This window comes from Chitinophaga sp. MM2321 (genome assembly GCF_964033635.1).
GTDB lineage: Bacteria > Bacteroidota > Bacteroidia > Chitinophagales > Chitinophagaceae > Chitinophaga.
The window spans coordinates 3,630,812-3,651,814 of the sequence record NZ_OZ035533.1; the positions used below are offsets into that span (position 1 = coordinate 3,630,812).

Consider the following 21,003-nt stretch of genomic DNA (forward strand, 5'->3'; position numbering starts at 1 on the left):
ATCTTTTTAACTTAACGTTTATTTTGTTCAATGCCAGAAATTGAGATTACTGAATTGGGGATCAATAACTCATACCGAAGGTCATTAGGCGGAAGTGAATAAGTATCATTCTCAAATTTTCGCTCAAGTGTGATGGCAAACTTGGACACTTTGTTCAGTCGTTTAAGGTCACTCCATCTTCTATTTCTAAAGATCAATTCCTTTCTTCGCTCATTCAATATGACCATTAACACCTTCTCTGAATCGTCTAAATCAAAGTCAATGAATGTGTTTTGAAGCCAACGTTTTCTTAACAATGTATTAATGTCTATTAATGCCCTCTTGGTGTCATTGTTTCTTGCATAACATTCTGCTCGGATCAAATAAATTTCGTCCGTTGCAATTCCAGTAAAGCAGACGCTTGAACCTCCATTCGTGGTTCCAGCATAATTCCCTCTAAAACTATAGGTATTATTACCGTTATCTCCAAAAAAAAGATGTTTTCTTAAATCGTTATTTGAATAGGATTGATACAAAGTTGAATCAACAATACATGTTGGAGGTTTCAGGGGCGGGGCACCCAGTGAGGTTGCAAAGAAAATAGTTTCTTCATTAAATGAAGCTATTGGATACTTAGTGCTTCCATCAAGAGTATTATAGTCGATTAATTCATCTCTTATTTGCAAACAGGAATCTGCATACAACCCGGATTGGACAAAATCTGACATGCAGAGGTAGACTCTTGCTAATTCAGCAAATGCCGCAGCTTTTGTAGGCCGTGTAGAAATACTTGTAGTAAATGGAAGTAACGATGCAGCATTCTTTAGGTCTTCAATAATTTGCAAGTAACATTCTTTCAATGACACTCTTTTTGAAGGATCATTTATATCAGCAGTTAGTTTTAGCACGATACCTATATCTTCTGAAGCTGTGGAATTATCATAAGCTTTAGCATAGTCCTGAACCACGTTAAAATGTAAATGACCCCTAAAAAATAAGGCGCTACCTTTAATGGAGTTAAATAATAATTTATCTCCATTCTTTACCTTTTCCAGATTATCTAGAACTAGATTGCTAGTTGATATAGCTGTATAAGGAGATACCCAGTTTGCATCCCATTCGGCAACATTCTTCCAAATATAATTGTCTCGGTAACTAACATTTAAGCTTTGAAAATCATTTGCTAATAAATAATAATTATCCGCCGCGATTTCCCCTAGAATTGGCTCAGAAAAATTCATTCGGACTGCATAATCCAAAAGCGATTGAAAATCCTGCAACGTTTTTGGGATAGCAAGACTGTTATCCGACTTCTTATCTAGGTATTTACTACAGGAGGAACCGCAAATAACGTATATAGTAAGACATATAGTGATACATCTAAATGTTCTACTAAATTCAATCCAATTCATAGAAATATATTTTGAACAGGTTTATTAGAATGAACCTCGAACTCCAATTGCATAAGATCTGGAATAAGGGATTTTATTGTTTATATAATCGGGATCAATTTGACCTTTGCTTTCTTTCCAAATTATTCCAATATTATTGGCATAAAGTGAAACTTCCAGATTTTTAACCAGACAATGTGATTGAGATAAATTTTTAAAATTATAAGCCAACCTAATGTCCTGTAATCTGATATGGTCACCTTTTTCTACGTTAGGCTCAGCGTTTGCATAAAAAAGGTCACGGTTGCTATTGGCCGGGTACGTCATAGAGGGGACAGAAGTTGTTGCTTCATCACCAGGATTCTGCCACCTGTCTTTATAGTCAGTGTGTCCCTTCCATTGAGTGTACAGAGAATTGTATTCTATAGTTGGCCTTCGAATGAAGTATTTAAATTTATAGGTGATATTAACTGACAATTGAAATCCTTTCCAGTTAATGTCATTTCTTATTGAACCAAAATAGAGGGGAATAGCCGATCCGTGGTAAACGAGATTTTGAACCGAATCCGCCATGAGACTGCTATACTCTTTACTTACAGCTCCATTTAAATACCCTTGTGGATCCCCATTCTTAGGATCCAACCCTGCCCATTTATAGGAGAACATTGGATATAGTACCTTTCCTTCTAAGGGATTTAGGTTAAATCCATTCCCTAAAAAGGAATTGGCTCTTATGCTGGTATTGAAATATTTTGCAACAACCGATTTGTTCGAGCTGTACAGGGCACTGGTCCGCCATTTAAAATTAGGTGTCTGAATAATTTTAAAAGTGAGTTGAATATCAATACCTTTACCTTTTATATCAGCGGCATTCATAGTAACCGAATTGAATCCTGATGTTGGGTCTATAGGTACTGGACTTAAAAGATCTGTGGAGTTTTTTGTATAATATTCAACACTTCCAGTTATTAGGTCATCTTTCAACGAAAAATCTAAACCTACGTTAAAGGTACCAACCTTTTCCCAGCGCAATTCTGAATTGGGCGGGGTATAAGGAGCTGCGAAGATTAAATTAGTTATTCTATTTGGGGTGTAATATCGAATTGTCGCCAAAGAAGTCGCTGTTGGATTGATATTGCCCTGATAGCCAAAGGTGGATCGGAGCTTTAAAAAGGAGATCATTTTGGTTTTGAAAAAATCCTCATTTGAAATTATCCAACTCAGACCACTTGACCATAAAGGGACCCCTTTTTTATTCGTCTCCACACCAAATAAATTGGATTCATCTTTCCGCGCGCTCCCGGACATTATATATTTTTCCTTGTAGGTATATGCAGCATTGACAAAATAAGATCTATAACGGTTGGTTACTTGAGAGAAATCTGCTTTATTTGGAACTACAGTAGTTCCACTTAAATTATCAAAAACTGGATATGAATTCTTGAAATCCACATTTTGGGATGTACTGTTTTCCTCATTATATCCATAGGTACGAAAGCTATTGCCTTGGAAATTGGCTTCGCTAATTTCCATTCCTGCAATTGCTGAAATTCGATTCTTCTGATTCCATACTTTATCGTAATTCAATTGCCCGCGCAGGTTGTTGCTGACTAGATTCCTTGTATCCAAATCAAGTATTCCCCCCAATGGTATCCCATAGATTACTTCGCTACCCTTTAACTGCGAAAAGCGATTTATTAAATCACGTGCAAAAAAAGTATTGGTATTGTAATAGGATCTGTATTGAGTTTTCTGATTTTCGAATTGATATTTAATACCGACACTTAACGAAGGTAAAAGCTGATAGGTATTTCCCAGATTCAGTACAAAATCCTGATTTTTCGTGGATTTATCTGATTCTTGCATCTCTGTCAATGGATTGTAATTCCAATTTAATAGCCTTCCATTGCCAGCAGTATCCAAATAAGCAGTTCTGTAATTTTTTGGTAGGTTGTATGTATTTCCATAACCCAGTTCTGCATATGGATATATATAGGTTCCTCTAGCATCACTAAGAGATAAGGAATTGTAATCACCAATGCTGTTGTTATCAGATTTACTTTGCGTATAAGCAATACCTATAACTGTCTCCATATTTTTCAAAATCCGAAATGTAGTATTGTTTTGTAAGGTTATGCGGTCAAAGTCATTTTCTTTCAATCTGGAGAGATTTCGATCATAGCCCCCAGAAAAGTGATATTTTATCTGGTTGTTCCCCCCCGAAATCTGTATAGAATTTTGCTGGTTTAAAGGGTTGCGGTAAATATACTTTGAATAATCTCTCCTGAGATCCTTATTCCTTAGTTCATCTATTTGTTGCGATGCTGCTTCATGTGTCAGTTTACCATTCCGCTGTTTAAATAGAATTTCATAAACAGGAGAGAATATGGGCCGGTTGTTTTTTGCTGTATCAGAAAATTGAAAACCGTTATTGAACAATTCCTGTTCCACATCGATGAAATCTGAGGATGTCATTTGGGGAAAGTAGTTTAAATCAGGCTTTTCTGATATGGTCAAATTAGAAGCAAAACTTAAAGTCAAAGGCTTATTATACTGCCCTTTCTTCGTGGTAATCACTATTACTCCATTTGCAGACCTTGCGCCCCAAATGGAAGCGGAAGCTGCATCTTTAAGGATGGTAATGCTTTCGACATCATTTGGGTTGATGTTATTCAAATCTCCGTTATATGGAAAATTATCAACCACAATAAGTGGTGCAGATATTCCATAAGTTAATGTGCTTACACCCCTAATTGTAATTCGGTCATCTGCTGCGCGCTTATCAAATGCCATTCCACTGACCTTGCCTTCCAGGCGGCTAAGCACATCTGTACTAATTTCCCTATTGTACTCTGTATTATCAAGAAAAATGAAGCTTCCCGTCGCCCTTTCTTTGGGTAATATTTGGTACCCCGTAGACACTACTTCATGTCCTTCTAATTTCATTTCTTCTTGTTCAAGTTCCACTTCCAGTGTTTCGTTAAGTTCAAGCGGCAGCTTGATCCTTTTTGAGTGGAAACCCACAAAGGATACTATGAGAAAACCGTTAAGTCTGCTGCCACTTAAATATTTAAACCGGCCATTTTCATCCGTAACCGTTCCTATTGTGGATCCTTCAATCTTCACGGACGCTCCAGGTAGAGGAGCGCCGCGATAGGTGACCCTGCCAGAGATCTGGCTGGCCGAATCTTTGTTTGAATCTAAACTGAAATCTATGGGTTGGTTTTTGCTTTCTTTGGAATTAGGATGAGGCTGCACAATTAATCGCTGGCCATTTAACGTATAGCCAAAAGGTTGCCCTGCAAAAATCTTTTTGAAGACTGATGCCGCCGCTGCATTTTTAACCTCGATGCTTACAGGCTTCGCTTTGCCAGTTAATTTCTTATCGTACAATATTCGGTAGCTGCTCTGCTGTTCTATGGCATCAAATATTTTTTCTACCGGCGCATTCCGGAAAGAAAGGGTTAACCCTTTAGTCTGTTGTTCTGTAATGTTGCCCTGTGCAGATAGTCCCCCCTGCAATAGCATAAATACCAAGAAATTGATCACTATTGGGAGGGCAATGCGATGCCGAGTCCCTCGATTAAGGGAACCTTTGTGTTTCATCATAATGCGAATGCTTGTCAGTTGATCAGGACTTTTCGCCCTGTAAATGATTTAATGGTTGGTATCTGATTGTCCTGTTGAAATGTATACCGTTTTGTTTTCTATCTTAAAGCTGGCAACACCCGTGCTTTGAATCATTTCTAGAACCTCTGATAAGGGAACATCCCTGCTGATTTCCCCCACAAACTCATTGCGCTGATCATAGTCGGCGGCGAATCTGATCTGTATGTCATACCAGCGTGCCAACTGTTCGCTCAACGCTTTCATATCCATTCCCCGGAAACGGAAGTTTCCATTTTTCCATGCCATCACAGAAAGAGTGTCCGCAGGCAAAATCTTTATGTCCAGTCCATTGGATACCGCCGTCTTTCCCGGTTGCAGTGTCAATGTTTTTTCTTTTTCTTTCAGCCGCACCGCACCACTCAACAGCGTCGTCTGAATATGATCCTCCTGGTATGCCTGAATGTTGAATGCGGTACCCAACACCAATACCTCCATTCCCTGTACGCTGACCATAAAAGGATGGTTCATATCCCTTGCCACCTCCAGGTAAACTTCTCCGGTAATCTCCACCATTCTCTTTCCACCTGTAAATTGTGCTGGGAAACGAATACTGGATGCTGCATTCAGCCAAACATTGGTACCATCAGACAATTGCAGGTGGTATTCCCCCCCATTGGGCGTAATCATCGTATGGTACTGATCCTCTTGAACAGTCCCTTTATTTGTAATGTAACTGAGCATCCCTTGCTTGCTCACATGCACTACAGCGCCCTGTGTGAAACTGGTATCTTTGTTCATCGTCAGATCAACTTCTTGTCCGTTCCCCAACAGCAATACCGCCTTTTTACTTCCGGGTGCAACATCCTTATCGAGTAGACCGCTCTGCTGTTTGCTTTTTTCAGCGGAGCCATATTTTTGCAGCAGATAAGGTAGCGATGCCCCTATTGCCAATAGCAAGACAGCTGCCACCTGTAATATCCTCCTGACACGTTTTCTCTTCCGGATGTTTTGCCTGTCTGTTTCCTTGTTTGCAGTACTTTCGTATATCCTTGCGAGGACATCGTGTCTGACCTTGCTGCGATCTTCGCGTATATACCCCTCTATTGCTTCAGGGCCTGACAACTCCAGGAACAATTTCTTGTTTTTTTCAGATGCATTAAGCCACTCCTGCAACCTCTTTTCCTGATCCTCCGTAATGGTACCCCTGATATGAAGGACAATCAGATTTGCTATTTCGCTTTGCCAAAATCCCCGATGTTCATTCATTGGATTGCGTTGTTTAGATAAGACTTTAAAAAGGATAAAACCCGTAAATAATATAGTCCACTAATAAATAAGTGACAGGTTATTTCAATATTTAATATTTTGAAGGGAATTTAATATCTATCTCGAAGCTTCATGAATGACCATGAACAGAAGACCGAATGTGCCTTTTCCTAAAATTGTGCGGAGCATGACCAACCCTTTTGCTTTGTGCTTTTCAACTGTACTTAGGCTCACCCCAAGGTTTTCGGCGATTGCTTTACTTTGCATGCGGTCCATATAGGCCATTTTAATAACCCTCCTGAATGTTTCTGGCAAGTCCTCAATAGCCAATTCCATTTGACGAAACACCTCTGTCCTGATCAGTTCCAGGTCTGCATCGGGATAGTTCAATAATGTATATTCTATGCTGTTATGCGTCTGTAGCTTACGCTGTTTGTCTTTAAGATAATCCAAACAGGCATTCCGAATAATGGTATTCAAATAAGCATAGATATTGATAATCTTTGCCTGGTCCCTGCGCTCCCAAAGTTTGGCAAATGTATCCTCCACCAGATCCTCAGCACTCTGTCGGATTCCGATTATTTTTTCTGCGTATAGGCACAACGCAGTGAAATAAGTATGATAAACCTGCTCAAATTCAGCTTTACTCATATGGACCATTTAGACGGTATGTAGATGGGATAGTAGCAGAATTTCGCCCATAGGCGTTGGGGTTAGCCCAAATAAAATAACATTAAAGGTAAACTATTTTTTAATACAAGAGGTTCCAAAATCCACAACTATCCGGAAAATACACATTGGGTAAATCACCTTTCCAACCTCATAATTTGGGGTTCAAATGGTCAGTTATGAATGTATGGATATCCAGTTACCTTAACCCTGTATTTGCAAATTTCAACTCCTTACTATTAAATATATATTCATTTAATTTAGGCGTCAAGGGCTTGGCAGATATTCCAGTAATCCATGGTGATCATGCTGAAAAAATATGTTGAGCTGAATAGACATCCAGCTCCATATCAAACCATTAATAATTGAAAGGGCCAGATAGAAATAAGACCCTGTTTATTTCTCGGTTTTAGTTCCAACTAATCATGCGCAAAATGCATTCATAATTGGTTTACATTATAAAATGGGAACCGAATAGAAACCCAGTTCCATTGCGTATATAATACAACGATAGATTAGACCGGATAGAAATCGGGTCTCGGGTAATTAATGAAAAAAAAGATTATTTATAGACCAATTTGATGTGTAATACCACTACAGGCTAAATTATGGCCGGACAACCACAGGGCTGCCAAAGGCAAAATGTTCTGGTGCATATTTTAGGGTATTAATGATGTATACAAAGAATAAAAGGTTGGTTAAGGTCAATATGTTTAACCAAGCCTTACGGCGAATACGCTTCCTGTAAATTAATCACAGGTAAAATGGTTGGTTTCATGAATTCAATTGAGTGAATACGTGCTTATTGATTTTGAATTGAACCATGCAGGGACATGGGGCATGACCGCACAAATGTATAACACCTGAATGACTCCTAACGGAATTTGAGCTGACTAATTTCAATTGCTAAATGGTTATATCAGTAAGGTTTTACAACAACAACAGGAAAGGTTTTACATTCTTTTAAACAATTACTTTTATTGTTAGTAAACATTAAATATTTGCCGTTTCTAAAAATCATCATGCATGTTCATTCACCACCTTATACCCTGATTATACCTACATAAAAAAATTGATGGATAGAAAATAATTTATTCTTTTTATCTATTGTCTGCTCTGCAAACAACTTCCTGTTTAAGTAAGATCATCACATCCCAAATTAATCCAAATCACATCAGTACATGCTTTTCACATGAATACCTCACCGTTACTTCAATTTCCTGAATCGATACTTAATTCATGATTTTACAACTGCGATTATTATTCAGCTGGAGTTTAGTAAATTCCTATTTATTTGAAATAGTGTTTTCTTGCCAATAATTAACTGTTTAGTATTAACTCAAATTAACTCACCCTCAGAAAACCTTCAAATGAACATTTCCAGAACCCAAATAGCGGCATTATGCCGGGTTAAAACCGATCTCGAATGTAACCCGGGACATGGCATTACCATAGAACAATTGATGAGGACCTCAGGACTAAGTGAAACGTCGCTCCGGCTTGGCTTCAAATTTTGCTTCCAGATTACCATATATGAATATCATCGGAACATCAGCATGGAGTACGCCAAAGCTTTATTGGAGGATGGCATGATGGTCAAGCTGGTGGCGCGCAAATTAGGCTACCGGAATGCAACGAATTTCACCAGGGCATTTCAATACGTATTTAGTAAGCCACCGGGTTTGATTTCGCTGAAGAAGAAACGCAGTGAAAAATAACAGATTTGATCGCACTTTTCCTTTGGTTAGTATTTTTTAAAGTTTTAATTTAGTAGAAGGATCAGATGAAAACGCCCTTGTGACCAACGACCTGTATTAGGATTTAAGAAAACACTCAAAATAACTTTAGCCCAGGTGTATAACCTATAGCCCAAAGACACAGTTTACCCTCAGACCGGAATTTTCAAAATTTCTAGCACTGTAATTCAAGCTACGCAATCAATGATTGCTTATGGAAGCTACATGCAACAATTGATCATTACTTTCTAAGTAACCTTTTGGAGAAAAGCTGTGTCTCATGTTTTTTGCTTTTTTTATAATAGGCGGCGGCAGGCATCCTGTAATTTGAGCAGGCCAGCCACTTTCAGGGTGCTGCTATGCCTGCTATAAGTTCTATTATCTAACAGAAATTTGATGCTATGTTTACGATAAATCGTCGCCGTATTATTGAGTTCATTATCTATGCCTTTTTCTTTCTGTTTATTTATACTAGTGCTACAAAATTATTAGATTTTGATCTGTTTCTCCGTGACCTTAATAGATCACCTGAATTGGCACCGTTTAAAGGAATACTTTCCGTGATCATACCGGGAGCAGAGTTAATAATTGCTGGATTAATTTTATTTAAAAATACGCGCCAGATAGGGTTTATTGGAGCAATTGCAATTATGGCGCTATTTACCATTTATGTTGCTTATGTATTGACTTTACCGGATATTGATCGACCCTGCTCTTGCGGCGGCATTATCCGGTCCCTAACCTGGCAACAGCACATCATATTTAATCTCGTATTTCTCTTACTTGCCATAGTCGGCTATTTATTAAACAGAAAGCCAAGTGATACAACTAACTGGATGCCAATAAATACTTAGAAATATAACTCTTTTATGCGCATCAAAGCGTCATGTTGCAACATGGCAAAGGGATATGCTGAAACCCTGTTAAAAAAGTAAGCGTTACCAAAAAAAATCCAAATTATGAAACTTTCAAAGATTTTCTTTACCGGAGTTCTCGCATTCGTTGCAATTGCTGCTGCAAATGCTTCCAATTCTCGTGTGCCAACAGTACGTTATTTTTATGAAAACGAAAACAACACTGGAACTGTACTTCAGGATACATTTGACAACGCATGTATCACTGGTGGTTCCACCTGTATTGTTAGTACCTCAGTTGGTGACAGGTTACTGTATGCTACCAAAGTAAATGCTACTACCGCTGCTGATCCCCTGAAGCATTAATAAATTTAGGTACCGATGGATGACATCGGTACCTAAATATGTTCGAAATTCCTTTCTACAACCCGTTTCACAATATTAAATGTAATTACATGAAAAAGGTTCGAATTACTTTAACAATTATAATAGGATTCATTTCCGTTACATTGGCGATTGCTTCTAATAAACATACTCTTATAACCCTCTATTATTATGCAAATAGTGATAATACTGGGGAAGTATTCCCAATACTCGTTGATTCACCCTGTATAATTGGTGGCATAGGCTGTATAATTCCAACAGAAATTGGAGAAAGGCAACTTTACGTAGCTAAAATATCCAAATATATCGCCGATGGTCCGCTTCGACATTAAGATCCTTAGGTGCAAATCAATTACAACCAATACTTAAATACCACTTGTTTTATAAATTGCTTGGCAAGACAATTATGTACATTATTTAAATCAAAGATCATGAAAAAGATTCGCGTCATTTTAATAATGTTAATAGCCTTTGGTGCCATTACTTTGGCTATTGCTTCCAACAAATATCCAAAAGTGACCCGGTATTACTATGAAAATGAAAACAATACTGGGCTTGTCTTTTCAGTTAAAATTGAATCACCATGCATTACAGGCGGCACGGGTTGCTTCATCCCAACGGAAATCGGGGACAGACAGCTTTATGCCACTAAGATTCACAATTATTGGGCAATTGATCCAATGCGCCATTAAATCTAATTACTATCACTAACGACAATAACCTTCATCTGTTTTTCTGTATCAACCAGGTCAAATCCCAGTTGATTTAATGCCGACTTGATTTGGCTTAAATTCAAGTGTTGGAAATCGAAGGAAAGATCTAATTTGAAATCTACATTTGTGTCGTCTAATATAGGCGTTCTTGGGCTACCCTCGTCTATTTGAGCAATATTGGTCGTAAGTTGTAAATGTCTTGAGATAAAATCTTTAACAGTGATATTTGCTACGTGTATTGAATCGTCCACTTTAGCCCAACTGGAATGTCCAGTTTTGTTCTTCAAAGATTTTATTCTTTGACGGTTTTTTACAACCAGGGACAAAACCTTGCATACCTTAGTTTCAACTGTTGAAGTCAGTCCAAATGACCTTTCCAATTCTTCTCCTAATGCCATTTTTGTTTTTTCTAGTGATGATTCTCTTACCAAAGTGTATAGACTATAGGCATATAAATTTTTTATCCCATTTGCTATTAAGTCGTCAGGAGAAAACCTGTTTGTTTTAAGGACTATTCCATCATAGAATCCATCCCCATAATACCATTCTATTCTCCCGGTGTTAACAAACAAAAAAAGATGCTGAAGGTCAAAGCCCATACATTCGGACAAATTAGAGGGTTCAGCTCGCGGATTTCTGAAATATCCTGTATAGTAATAATTTGGCATTTTGTCATTCCATCTGGTCAGCAAAGAGCGGGATATAAACGCTGTATCGTAGCCCCCATTTGCTTGTAAACCGGAGGTTAGTAATGGCAATACTCTCACATAATTTGAGTCTGCATGTTTCTCGTGACTCGAATAACCTTTTTCAAGTTCTTCAGGCACCATACCGGAAATTATTTTTGCTAAAGCTATACTATCCAAATGATAAGTCTTCACTGCTATTTTTCCAACAGGATCTATGACAAGAATTAGCGGAAAAGCCGTAATGTCAAAAATACGGTTCACGGTTGTATCAAAGGCCACTGTTAAATCTAAATTATTCAATTTCGCTTGGTTGTAATATAATGCTTTAGTCCGGATAACGTCTTTGGGGTCATTCGGATTGCCACTAGCTGCCACCATTATAATTTTAGCTTTCCCAGAAAATTGTTTGGTAAGTAAATTCATTCTAGGAAAACTTGCAATGCAGCCACTACAGAACCTCGACCAAAAGTCCAATACCAGCCATTGACCCTTATAGTCTTTTATACTAGCTTTAGAAGTTGGGTTATTTATTATCTCAGTAAATAGATGATTGTTAACATAGTCACCAACTTTTGGAAAATAGATCTTATTAGCTTGACCATATACTTCCATCATTGTGAGGATTAGAATAGCTATTATAATTATTTTTCTCATAACAATATACTAATAACATGAACCTTAATTATATCCTTTATTCTGTATCAAATTTGGATCATTTTTCAATTCTGTAAGCGGTAGTGGAAGTAACTGTTTCTCACTTTTCCATATACCGCCCTTATCAGGGGTTACACTACCCATTACGTTTTCAATTGATTTTGTGCGCTTTAAGTCCAGCCACCGATGGCCCCATTCGGTAAAAAGTTCAATTTGTCTTTCATGTAGTATTGAAGTAAGCAGTTCTGCTTTAGTAATGTTAGGTTTCGTATCTGCTATTAATGGCAAATTAGCTCGGCCTCTGATCACATCCAGGTCTGCTATTGCACCCGGGAGGTTACCTAACTGTGCACGTGCTTCTGCGCGAATCAGATATTGTTCAGCCAAACGCAATACCACTGAATACTCAGAAATAGAAGTGGCATTTACTACTTTGTACTTAGCAGGATAGAAATAGTCTGTTCCAGCACTTGAAAATATTCCGATCCAGTTTGTTTTTCTCAAATCATTTGGTTCGAATGAATCAAGTAGACTCTTACTTATCGAAGAGCAATTAAAAAGCGAGTAAGTTGCTGGTACATCGGTCAAAACAAATCCTTTTCCTTCGGAAGTATTCATTAAAGATCCTTCAGTATAATCCGCAGGACTAAGTTGCCAGATTGCTTCTTTACTGTTTACTAGAAATACTTCGCTCAGTGGTAACTCAGTAGTATATAAATTCGTCTCTTCTATAATGGAACTAGCCTCTGCTTCTGCCTCGGAATATTTTCCCATGAATAAATACGTCCTTGCTAGTAGGGCCATTGCAGCATATTTATTAGGTCGAAGTCTTTGTGTGGAAACGATGTATTTTGCATCCAGGTAATCTTCGCTTAAATCCTGTTTTGCAAGCAGTAAGTCAGCTACAATTTGATTATAAATTGATGACTGTGCGTCCCGCTTAGCGTTACCGTTTATTAAATAGTCAGTGGAAGTTATTAGGGGTACATCTCCGTAGAGGTTCACGAGATAAAAATACCAGAAAGACCGAATGAAAAGTGCTTCAGCTATAAGTTGCTTTTTGACATTTGGTGATAGCGTTTGAGAAGCGTTACAACCCTCATACACTGCATTAGCCTGATAGATATACTGGTATGCACTTAGCCATATAGAATTAGTTGGGGCGTCAAGAGCATTCAAATTGTTCGTATAGATTTGATCCAGTGTATTCCAGTAGTTTTTGAGCTCATCCGCGGAAAGTCCCAAATACAAACCCATTTGGTACGGTGATGGCTCTTTTGTTCCCATCATTTGAGGATAAATATTTAAAAGCGCAGCCGTTGCACTCTCATTATTGCCAAAAACTTTAGCAGTAACCAACTGCGTTTTTGGTGCTTCAACTTCAACAAATTTCCTACAACCAGCCAAGCTGAACGTAAGTATAAATATAGTTATTGATATGTAATTTAATCTCATTTTTCCTAATTTTAATGACTTAAAAAGTCAAATTTAAACCTGCTGTAATGATACGTAAAGAAGGTAGCGTAAGGGCCGATGCCACTCCTTGAGTTTCCGGGTCTAAGCCTTTAAACTTTGTAAAAGTCACCAGGTTTTGGCCCTGCAAGTAGACTTTTATATGCTTAGCGCATGCCTTTTGACTCCAGCGTTCTGGAATCTCCCAAGCGAAGTAGATGTTTTTTAGGCGTATAAAGGATGCATCAGTGATCAAGGCATCACTTTGCGTATATAACGAATTCTCGTTTGAAATGAATGTCGTATATTTTTGGAATTGTGATCCCTCTTCACCTGCTTTCTCCCACCGATTTAAAACATAAGTTGGCTGGTTTACATTATACCTTCCCGGTGTTCCATTTTGGATAGTATAATCATAGCCCGTTTGTTTGACGAACTGGATGGAAAAATCTAAAGTAAATCCATTGTATGTAAAGTTATTGGTAATTGCACCGAACCATTTTTGCCCAACGAAATACGGTGCAATATCTGATGAGGACGTAATTTCGCCATCTTTATTTAGGTCATCAAACGTATATAGACCCGTATTTTTATCCACTCCAGTAGACTTATAAAGAAACATAATAAATAATGGCTGACCAACAACATATCTTTGAGCGTAGCTTGAACTGGTTAAATTAGGGTATGAAATCAGCTTATTTTTAGGTACGCTAATGTTGCCGGAAGTACTCCAGGAAAAACCACTGTGGGAAAGGTTCTGTGAGGTTATCTCTATTTCCAAGCCTTTGTTTTCTATAACCGCAGGCAGGTTTGCTCTGACATTGGAGAAGCCAGTTATTCCTGGCAAGTTATATCCAACTAGCTGGTTCCCGGTGCGGTTACGGTACCAATCTATATTGAAGAGCAATTTATTATCTAAGAATCCAGTTTCCAAGGCAGCCTCAATTTTATTGATGGTTTCCCAGCCATAAAGTGGATTTGTTAGGGATTTTGGGTCAAGGGTAGACACCCCCATATATGTCGTTCCATTTGACAGGTATGAACTCAGGTATTCATAATCATCGATTTGGTCATTTCCGGTTTTGCCAATACTACCTCTGAGTTTTCCATAACTGATGAAGGAGGGCAACCTAAGAAAGTTCTCCTTGGAAAATATCCATGCGGCGCCAATCGCACCAAAATTCCCAAATTGTCTGTCTGGCCCGAAACGACTACTACCATCCCTTCTTCCTGTCAAGTTTAAAACATATTTTTCATCGTAATTATATCCAATTCTGCCATAGATCGCATTGTAGTGATAAAGAGAATAAATGGACGAAGATCCATTTAAAGCAGATGCAGCCGAAATGTTCTCAATTAAATCATCGGACGAAAATCCCACATATCGTTGCTGGACTCCTTCCTGCTCCTTTTGTTGCCACGTTGCACCAACTAAAGCCTCTAATGTATTTTTGCCGAATACTCTTCTATAATTTATCTGGGGGTCAATAATCCAGCTGCCAACTGAATTGTGTGCAAGGTCATTCAACCGATTGGTTGGAAGAATCCCTGACCTGGGCATTATAGAAGTGGCTGGCTGTATGGTCGACTCGTCTAAGCGCATCTTTGTATAACCAAAATTACTTTTGAGCTGCAAACCATTTATGATGTTGTAGGATAGAGTTATATTTGAGATTAGATTTTCTGTTTTAGCGGTCAATTTTTCCTCAATCCACGCATAAGGATTACTATAGAAATTTTTCAACCAATTAATAGTGCCATCTGCATTATAAGGATCAGGTGAATTCGGTGCAATTAATATGTATTTAGTCAGATCGATTATCGGTAATCTGTTATTTGAATTTGAATAGGAACTACTAAAATCGGCATGAAATTTTTCATTTTCTGAGGTGTGATTTATATTCACAAGCATTGATCCTATACGGTTATTATATGGCCCTGGGTACACTGTTGTTTCCTTGCGGTATGAACCGCTCAACAGAAACTGCGTATTTTTATTTCCACCGGAAATGGATCCTTGGGCATTTAGGAAGTTAGCAGTACCACCGATGAATTTTTCCTGCCAATCTGTATATTTATTTTGATCGTATAGGGTAAGATCTGCATTTGAACTTGATACAGTTGTTGTTGAAGTGGGTATGCTTAAGCCGTCATTTAAATATGCCTCCTTGCGCATTTCGAGATATTGTGGCGTATTCATTGCCTTTATTTTCTTCGCTACTTCACCAATGCCATTTGATACATTGACATCCAATCTGGTTTGGCCTGATTTACCTTTTTTTGTCGTAATAAGTATAACCCCATTGGCACCCCTTGAACCGTATATAGCTGTCGCATCTGCATCTTTAAGCACATCTATACTTTCTATATCTTCAGGACGCAAGCTCATAAAGGGGCTTAAATTAGTAAGGGTAGCATTTGTATTCTGAGAAAGGTTGCTGGCATTAAATGGGACACCATCAACGATATAAAATGGGTCGTTACCATTTGCAATGCTGTTTTGACCACGCAGTCTGACCTGCAAACCCGCTCCTGGAACTCCGGAAGTTTGAAATAGATATAAACCAGGGATTTTACCTTGCAGAGCAAGTAACGGGTCGCTTACCGGTTGCTTGCTAATTTCCTCAGCCTTTAAAGTACTGACACTACCAGTATTCAAAATCTTAGTCGTCGAATAGTATCCTTTTATAACTGCTTCATCAAGTTGATTTAATAATTCCTTTAATATAATATTGATTACAGTCCTTCCTTTAATAGGTATATCTTCATTGGTATAACCAACATAACTGAATTGAAGTACACTATTAGATTCAGCTGTTATGCTGTAATCCCCATCCTCATTTGTAGTAGTTCCCGTTTGCGAATCTTTAATTCGGATGTTAACACCAATCAATGGTTTATTCTCATTGTCTGTTACTTTCCCTTTAATGATGATTTGTTTTTCCTCATCAAGCTTTGATTCAGGAGTAAATTTGTCGTCTTTTTTTTTGTCAGACTTGGGTTGAATGATAATAATTTTATTCTCTTTAGAGTAGCTGAAGGGTTGGTCTGCAAAGATCTTTTCCAGCGATTCTTCAATGCTGGAATTTTGAAGTTCGATGGTGACCGGCCTGGCATCTTTGAGATAGGAGCTTTTGAATAGAAACTGATACCCGGTTTGTTGCCTGATCGATTTCATCACATCACGTAAGGGTGCTTTTTTGAGGGAAAGGGTAATGTCCTGCGAATAGGCCGCAGCGGAAACCCTCAATGAAATGGCCAGAAGTATCAGAAACATTTTCATGGCTATAATGAATTGAATTTGTCTTTGGTTGAGTACAGGCATTTTCCCGCTGAAAAAAGAAAATACGCCTGCATCGGTATGAATAGTATTATTCATATCTTTGGTTAGTTTAGGTAATTAAAATTGTTGATTCATCTCGACATGCAAAAGACCTGACTACAACCGGGGTGTTAGTAGCACTCCGGTTTTTTAGTCTTTTACAATGATTGTGTTTGTGTTGTTAGTTTTGTACTAGTTGATCATGATCCTCCTTCCTTCCATCTTTAATTTGATGCTGCTGCTGATTTCAATTGACCTCAAAACTTCGGATAGCGGAATCTTACGGGAGATTTCACCATCGAAATTTATTTGCGGCATATTGCTGTAATCAACCTCAACGTTGTACCATCGGCTAATTTCTCTTAACACTTGCTGCAATGGGGTTTGGACGAAAACGAATAGCCCGTCCTTCCAGGCAATGATATCGTCTGGATTGACTTGCTTAACTAGGATTTCATGTGATGTAACTATCGCTTGTTTTCCGGGAGAGAGGTTTGTGTGTGCCCCGGTTTTGGGTAAGGAAACTACGACGCTTCCTTCAGCGAGCGTAGTTTGCATGTTTTCAGATTTAGGATAGCAGCATACATTGAAATGTGTGCCGGTTACGGTTACCAATTGTTCATTACTCTGAACTGAGAAGGGTTTTGTAGGATTCTTCGTTACTTCGAAATAGGCTTCTCCAATCAGTTCTACCTTCCTTTCTTTTAGTTTGGTAAAGGATTGGGGAAAAGTGATTTTTGAATCGGCATTCAGCCAGACATGTGTACCGTCTTGCAATACAATTTCATATTGGCCTCCTTTAGGCGTACTGATCGTATTCAATTGTTCTCCAGTTGTCTCATCGGATTTGGTTATGGTAGATTTGGTTATGGTATAGATAACCTTTCCATTTTTAGATTGTTGAATGCTGAGACCTGCTAATTTGGAGAGTTCTCCCTGATGGAGACTGTCCAAGGTGATTTGCTGTCCATTTGCAAGAGTGAGGATAGCTTTATTACTGGCAGGCCCTATATCCGTTGCAGCGAGGTTTGGTACATCGGGTAGAATTACCGGATTCAGAAACCACCAAACCGTGCCGGCTGCTAAAACAAATCCCAGCACGGCGGCGGCTATCTTTAACGGGGTAAATGGTATAGTCCTTTTGTTTTTTCTATGAATAAGACGGGCATCATGATCTACAAGTGCATTCCAGATGCTTTCATTAATCTGCTCAAAATCAGGCTGACCTTCCGGCATGGATTCCGACTTTGCGATCTCCAGGTACCAGCTCTCGACCAGTAGCTGCTCTTCCGGTGTGCAGGTTCCATTACGGTAACGTGCGATTAATGCTAGTGCTTCTTGTTTTTCCATTGCTAATCTATCGGTTGTAGGTATGCCCCATAACTTAAATACAGGTGACCAGGTGATTTAGGGTAGTCCATTCTTGTTTTTTTTAAAAAAACCTGTGGACAACCTGCCCAATAACACCTTAAGTATTTGTAAATCAGATTCTTGAATTAATTTATTTTTTTAGAGAAACAGGGAAATCAGGAGCGTTAATTTGCTTCGAAGGATTTGCATCGCACGCTCTATTTGCTTTTTAATGGTTTGCTCACTGGTTCCGGTTTCATTGGATATCTCTCGATAGCTGAGTCTTTGTTTTTTTGCCAATTCAAAGGCCCGTCGCATTTTAGGGGGAAGAAGAGAAATTTCTGTTTCTATTCTTTCCTGAAGTTGACGATCGCTATCCTCTTCCCGTTCTAAGATTTCTTCACGGCTAAGTTCATGCTCATTAAGGTTTACGTGATGCCAGAAATGTGCATACCTGTCGATTACCTTCTCATGATCAAATGCGTTCATGATTTTGTTTCTCAGACTGGTATAGAGATAAGGCCAGAGCGGTTTTTCAGAATCAATCCGATCCGATTTATGGAGTAGCATCATAAATACATCCTGTACGGTATCTTTAGCCTGCTCATCGCATTTGAGCAAACGCCGGGCATGAAGAAATAGCATTCTCCAATATCTGTTGTAAAGTACCTCGAATGCCTTTCCGTCGCCTTGGTTGAATGCGGAAAGCAATTCACTGTCAGTTAGTGCATCAAGCATGTATCGCCTTTTTCGCTAAATCGTAAAATACTGAAATTTAATTACTGCCGGCTCTGTTACCGACACAGTATGAACATGACAATTGCAAAAAAGGATTTTTTCAAAGGATCAGTAAGCAAATATGGGGGTTCCCCATTTAAGCTATGTACGATTGTGAAGGCACTTTAGATTAAATTTAAAAAATTAAGGTTCAGCCGATCACAATGATCAATATTCTTGCAATCCTGCTGCGCAGGGTTTTGATGGCCAAATAAAGTTGCTTTTTTACTGTTTCTTCCGCTGTTCCCGTGCGGACGGCGATTTCCTTATGACTCAGCTGCTCATTCCAGCTCAATTTAAACTTAGTCCTGGTCTGTTCGTGTAGCAGCTCAATTTCCCTATCAATACTTTCAGTCAGTTCCCTTGCCAGTATGGCTTCATCGGTCTGCCAATGCCCATCTTCATAGATGCGAACGAGTAACTGAAAATGATCGTCCCTTATTCTTTCCTTCGCAATAATATTCAGGATATGATTACGAAGGGAAGTATACAGAAAAGAAGCAATGGTGCTTTTCAGCTCGAATTTTCCTTTTTTCTCAAGGAGCTTTGTAAACACGTCCTGCAATACGTCAGCTGCCTGCTCATCATCTTTGACCATGCGCCTGGCATGGCCGTACATTTTTTGCCAATACCGGTTATATATCTCAGCAAACGCATCTGAACTGCCTTCATTAAACAATACGGCCAACGCTGAATCAGGTTTATCACATAAAGTTTTCATTTTATTGGAATGGTTAAGGTAGTAATGGTGCGTACCGGAAGCGGAGATGAAGAGAAGGATCTATGGGTTAACAGTTATAGGTATTTCCCCGGCTCACCAATAAACAAATATAATTAAAATAATATTTGTAGTGGTAAATTTTGAACGGATTATGCTTAAAGGTTAGGATACCAGCCCTACGGATTGATTGATAATGTGCTGTATGTGCGGCAACAGGGTGCTTTTTCGAGCCAGCATTAAGAGCAATCGATATAGTATCCCCAGCGCGATGATGAAGTTGAAGTAGCCCATCGCCGGAATGTATACATCTGTGGTAAGTATATACTTCCGTTTAGTCAGTTTACCATGTAGTGTTGCAATCCGTGTGGCCAGCTCAATCAGCTTGATGTTCAGCAACCAGGTGCTTAGCTGTGCATCTTTCCCTTTTTCGAAATCACATTCTGCCTGGACAAGATCAGTGTAAATTGATCCCAGCTCGGTGATCACTTCCGAACTGGGATGGTATTTTGATTTCGGGAATAAGGTAAAACCATTCATCATGGGTTAAATAAAATAGCAATGAATAAAATTGATTCTTCATTTCAGGTATCGTCTCCTTGTTATGCACCATCCTTACTCCCGACCTTAGCGTAAGGGTACCTAAGGTTTATTCTTTTTCTGTTTCCCTTTATCATTTTTCTTGGACGCTTTAGAAGGCGCCCCCTTTTGCGGATCTGTTATATTTTTTTTCTTCAGTTCCTGTTCATTAGCTCCCGCTGCTGATGTAGGTTTTTCTTTCTTAATTCCCCTTTCCTCCTTTGTTGGAAACTTACTCGTCCAGCAATGCAAACGCTGTTGCAACTTCATCTGGTCATAAGGCTTGGGCAAAAAATCATCTGCCCCCAGCCCTAATGCCTTTAGGGCATCATTCTCCGAAGTACTCGAAGAAGTAAATAAAATCGGGATGTTGTTATTGACCTTCCGGATGGCTGCAATTAACTGATAGCCATTCATCTTTCGGATATTGGCATCAATCAGGCACAGGTCATATTCCGCTCCGAGGTATTGCCCCCATGCCAGGCTCCCGTTATCCAGGTGGGTCACCTCATAACCGGATGCCTCCAGTTTCAATTTTGTCTGTGTTGCCTGTTCTGGTTCCTTTTCTACAAATAGGATTTTTCTTCCCATAGTGGTTGTTGTTTTTTTGGTGATTGATGTTGATATAGGTTGCATTGTATTACACCTAACAAAATGAACTGCTGCGATTCTGTTTATACCAGTTGCCTTACCGGATCCCGGCATCCCCAAAGTTTCATGGCAAAGTATACTCATGAGAAAAGAGATGAATCTTCCCATCGCACGATCACATACCCAATTGGGCGGTGAGGTAGAAACCTCCTGCCTGTAACTTTACCAAAATCTTTCTGGTGTACCTGCACACCAGAAAGATTTTGTAGG

The 21,003-nt window shown here is 38.9% G+C and carries 17 protein-coding genes; 5 read left to right on the forward strand and 12 right to left on the reverse strand.

The window, feature by feature from the left end; translation table 11 throughout:
* Positions 1-11: 11 nt before the first annotated feature.
* The 4 genes from ABQ275_RS14055 to ABQ275_RS14070 all read right to left on the reverse strand — a co-directional run bounded on the left by ABQ275_RS14055 (position 12) and on the right by ABQ275_RS14070 (position 6,896).
* Positions 12-1,391, reverse strand: a complete 1,380-nt coding sequence (locus ABQ275_RS14055) for a RagB/SusD family nutrient uptake outer membrane protein (RefSeq protein WP_349313772.1) — start codon at positions 1,389-1,391, stop codon at positions 12-14.
* Between the two features lie 24 nt (positions 1,392-1,415).
* Positions 1,416-4,979: a SusC/RagA family TonB-linked outer membrane protein gene (locus ABQ275_RS14060; protein ID WP_349313773.1), complete on the reverse strand. Its 3,564-nt coding sequence runs from the start codon at positions 4,977-4,979 to the stop codon at positions 1,416-1,418.
* Positions 4,980-5,027: 48 nt separating this feature from the next.
* Positions 5,028-6,245 (reverse strand): FecR domain-containing protein, encoded by a 1,218-nt coding sequence (locus tag ABQ275_RS14065; RefSeq protein WP_349313774.1) that lies wholly within the window; start codon positions 6,243-6,245, stop codon positions 5,028-5,030.
* Positions 6,246-6,362: 117 nt separating this feature from the next.
* The gene (locus ABQ275_RS14070) at positions 6,363-6,896 is read right to left on the reverse strand and encodes an RNA polymerase sigma-70 factor (RefSeq protein ID WP_349313775.1); all 534 of its coding nucleotides are present in this window, start codon (positions 6,894-6,896) and stop codon (positions 6,363-6,365) included.
* 1,388 nt (positions 6,897-8,284) lie between these two features.
* On the opposite strand from ABQ275_RS14070, the gene ABQ275_RS14075 reads away from it, so the two are divergent.
* The 5 genes from ABQ275_RS14075 to ABQ275_RS14095 all read left to right on the forward strand — a co-directional run bounded on the left by ABQ275_RS14075 (position 8,285) and on the right by ABQ275_RS14095 (position 10,580).
* A complete protein-coding gene (locus ABQ275_RS14075) occupies positions 8,285-8,632 on the forward strand; it encodes an AraC family transcriptional regulator (RefSeq protein ID WP_349313776.1) in 348 nt (115 codons plus the stop codon).
* Between the two features lie 419 nt (positions 8,633-9,051).
* The gene (locus ABQ275_RS14080) at positions 9,052-9,504 is read left to right on the forward strand and encodes a MauE/DoxX family redox-associated membrane protein (protein ID WP_349313777.1); all 453 of its coding nucleotides are present in this window, start codon (positions 9,052-9,054) and stop codon (positions 9,502-9,504) included.
* A 105-nt stretch (positions 9,505-9,609) separates the two neighbouring features.
* Positions 9,610-9,870 (forward strand): hypothetical protein, encoded by a 261-nt coding sequence (locus tag ABQ275_RS14085; protein ID WP_349313778.1) that lies wholly within the window; start codon positions 9,610-9,612, stop codon positions 9,868-9,870.
* Positions 9,871-9,959: 89 nt separating this feature from the next.
* Positions 9,960-10,220 carry a hypothetical protein gene (locus tag ABQ275_RS14090; protein ID WP_349313779.1) on the forward strand — a complete coding sequence of 87 codons (261 nt, stop codon included), beginning with the start codon at positions 9,960-9,962 and terminating at the stop codon, positions 10,218-10,220.
* Positions 10,221-10,319: 99 nt separating this feature from the next.
* Positions 10,320-10,580, forward strand: coding sequence for a hypothetical protein (locus ABQ275_RS14095; protein WP_349313780.1), 261 nt, complete (start codon positions 10,320-10,322; stop codon positions 10,578-10,580).
* 2 nt (positions 10,581-10,582) lie between these two features.
* Here ABQ275_RS14095 and ABQ275_RS14100 read toward each other — a convergent pair whose 3' ends face one another.
* The 8 genes from ABQ275_RS14100 to ABQ275_RS14135 form a co-directional block, all read right to left on the reverse strand.
* The gene (locus ABQ275_RS14100; RefSeq protein ID WP_349313781.1) at positions 10,583-11,905 is read right to left on the reverse strand and encodes a TlpA disulfide reductase family protein; all 1,323 of its coding nucleotides are present in this window, start codon (positions 11,903-11,905) and stop codon (positions 10,583-10,585) included.
* A gap of 63 nt (positions 11,906-11,968) precedes the next feature.
* On the reverse strand, positions 11,969-13,399 hold the full coding sequence (locus ABQ275_RS14105; protein ID WP_349313782.1) for a RagB/SusD family nutrient uptake outer membrane protein: 1,431 nt from the start codon (positions 13,397-13,399) through the stop codon (positions 11,969-11,971).
* Positions 13,400-13,418: 19 nt separating this feature from the next.
* Positions 13,419-16,775 (reverse strand): SusC/RagA family TonB-linked outer membrane protein, encoded by a 3,357-nt coding sequence (locus ABQ275_RS14110; protein WP_349313783.1) that lies wholly within the window; start codon positions 16,773-16,775, stop codon positions 13,419-13,421.
* Between the two features lie 135 nt (positions 16,776-16,910).
* A complete protein-coding gene (locus tag ABQ275_RS14115; RefSeq protein WP_349313784.1) occupies positions 16,911-18,068 on the reverse strand; it encodes a FecR domain-containing protein in 1,158 nt (385 codons plus the stop codon).
* Positions 18,069-18,227: 159 nt separating this feature from the next.
* Positions 18,228-18,806 (reverse strand): sigma-70 family RNA polymerase sigma factor, encoded by a 579-nt coding sequence (locus ABQ275_RS14120; RefSeq protein ID WP_349313785.1) that lies wholly within the window; start codon positions 18,804-18,806, stop codon positions 18,228-18,230.
* A 190-nt stretch (positions 18,807-18,996) separates the two neighbouring features.
* Positions 18,997-19,566, reverse strand: a complete 570-nt coding sequence (locus ABQ275_RS14125) for a sigma-70 family RNA polymerase sigma factor (protein ID WP_349313786.1) — start codon at positions 19,564-19,566, stop codon at positions 18,997-18,999.
* A 162-nt stretch (positions 19,567-19,728) separates the two neighbouring features.
* On the reverse strand, positions 19,729-20,106 hold the full coding sequence (locus ABQ275_RS14130) for a hypothetical protein (protein ID WP_349313787.1): 378 nt from the start codon (positions 20,104-20,106) through the stop codon (positions 19,729-19,731).
* Between the two features lie 99 nt (positions 20,107-20,205).
* Positions 20,206-20,733, reverse strand: coding sequence for a response regulator (locus tag ABQ275_RS14135; RefSeq protein WP_349313788.1), 528 nt, complete (start codon positions 20,731-20,733; stop codon positions 20,206-20,208).
* Positions 20,734-21,003 lie beyond the last annotated feature (270 nt).

Bases quoted from the DNA above. Each gene is read 5' to 3' on its own strand.
- ABQ275_RS14055 (WP_349313772.1), bottom strand. From the start codon at position 1,391: ATGAATTGGATTGAATTTAGTAGAACATTTAGATGTATCACTATATGT.
- ABQ275_RS14060 (WP_349313773.1), bottom strand. From the start codon at position 4,979: ATGATGAAACACAAAGGTTCCCTTAATCGAGGGACTCGGCATCGCATT.
- ABQ275_RS14065 (WP_349313774.1), bottom strand. From the start codon at position 6,245: ATGAATGAACATCGGGGATTTTGGCAAAGCGAAATAGCAAATCTGATT.
- ABQ275_RS14070 (WP_349313775.1), bottom strand. From the start codon at position 6,896: ATGAGTAAAGCTGAATTTGAGCAGGTTTATCATACTTATTTCACTGCG.
- ABQ275_RS14075 (WP_349313776.1), top strand. From the start codon at position 8,285: ATGAACATTTCCAGAACCCAAATAGCGGCATTATGCCGGGTTAAAACC.
- ABQ275_RS14080 (WP_349313777.1), top strand. From the start codon at position 9,052: ATGTTTACGATAAATCGTCGCCGTATTATTGAGTTCATTATCTATGCC.
- ABQ275_RS14085 (WP_349313778.1), top strand. From the start codon at position 9,610: ATGAAACTTTCAAAGATTTTCTTTACCGGAGTTCTCGCATTCGTTGCA.
- ABQ275_RS14090 (WP_349313779.1), top strand. From the start codon at position 9,960: ATGAAAAAGGTTCGAATTACTTTAACAATTATAATAGGATTCATTTCC.
- ABQ275_RS14095 (WP_349313780.1), top strand. From the start codon at position 10,320: ATGAAAAAGATTCGCGTCATTTTAATAATGTTAATAGCCTTTGGTGCC.
- ABQ275_RS14100 (WP_349313781.1), bottom strand. From the start codon at position 11,905: ATGATGGAAGTATATGGTCAAGCTAATAAGATCTATTTTCCAAAAGTT.
- ABQ275_RS14105 (WP_349313782.1), bottom strand. From the start codon at position 13,399: ATGAGATTAAATTACATATCAATAACTATATTTATACTTACGTTCAGC.
- ABQ275_RS14110 (WP_349313783.1), bottom strand. From the start codon at position 16,775: ATGAATAATACTATTCATACCGATGCAGGCGTATTTTCTTTTTTCAGC.
- ABQ275_RS14115 (WP_349313784.1), bottom strand. From the start codon at position 18,068: ATGGAAAAACAAGAAGCACTAGCATTAATCGCACGTTACCGTAATGGA.
- ABQ275_RS14120 (WP_349313785.1), bottom strand. From the start codon at position 18,806: ATGCTTGATGCACTAACTGACAGTGAATTGCTTTCCGCATTCAACCAA.
- ABQ275_RS14125 (WP_349313786.1), bottom strand. From the start codon at position 19,566: ATGAAAACTTTATGTGATAAACCTGATTCAGCGTTGGCCGTATTGTTT.
- ABQ275_RS14130 (WP_349313787.1), bottom strand. From the start codon at position 20,106: ATGATGAATGGTTTTACCTTATTCCCGAAATCAAAATACCATCCCAGT.
- ABQ275_RS14135 (WP_349313788.1), bottom strand. From the start codon at position 20,733: ATGGGAAGAAAAATCCTATTTGTAGAAAAGGAACCAGAACAGGCAACA.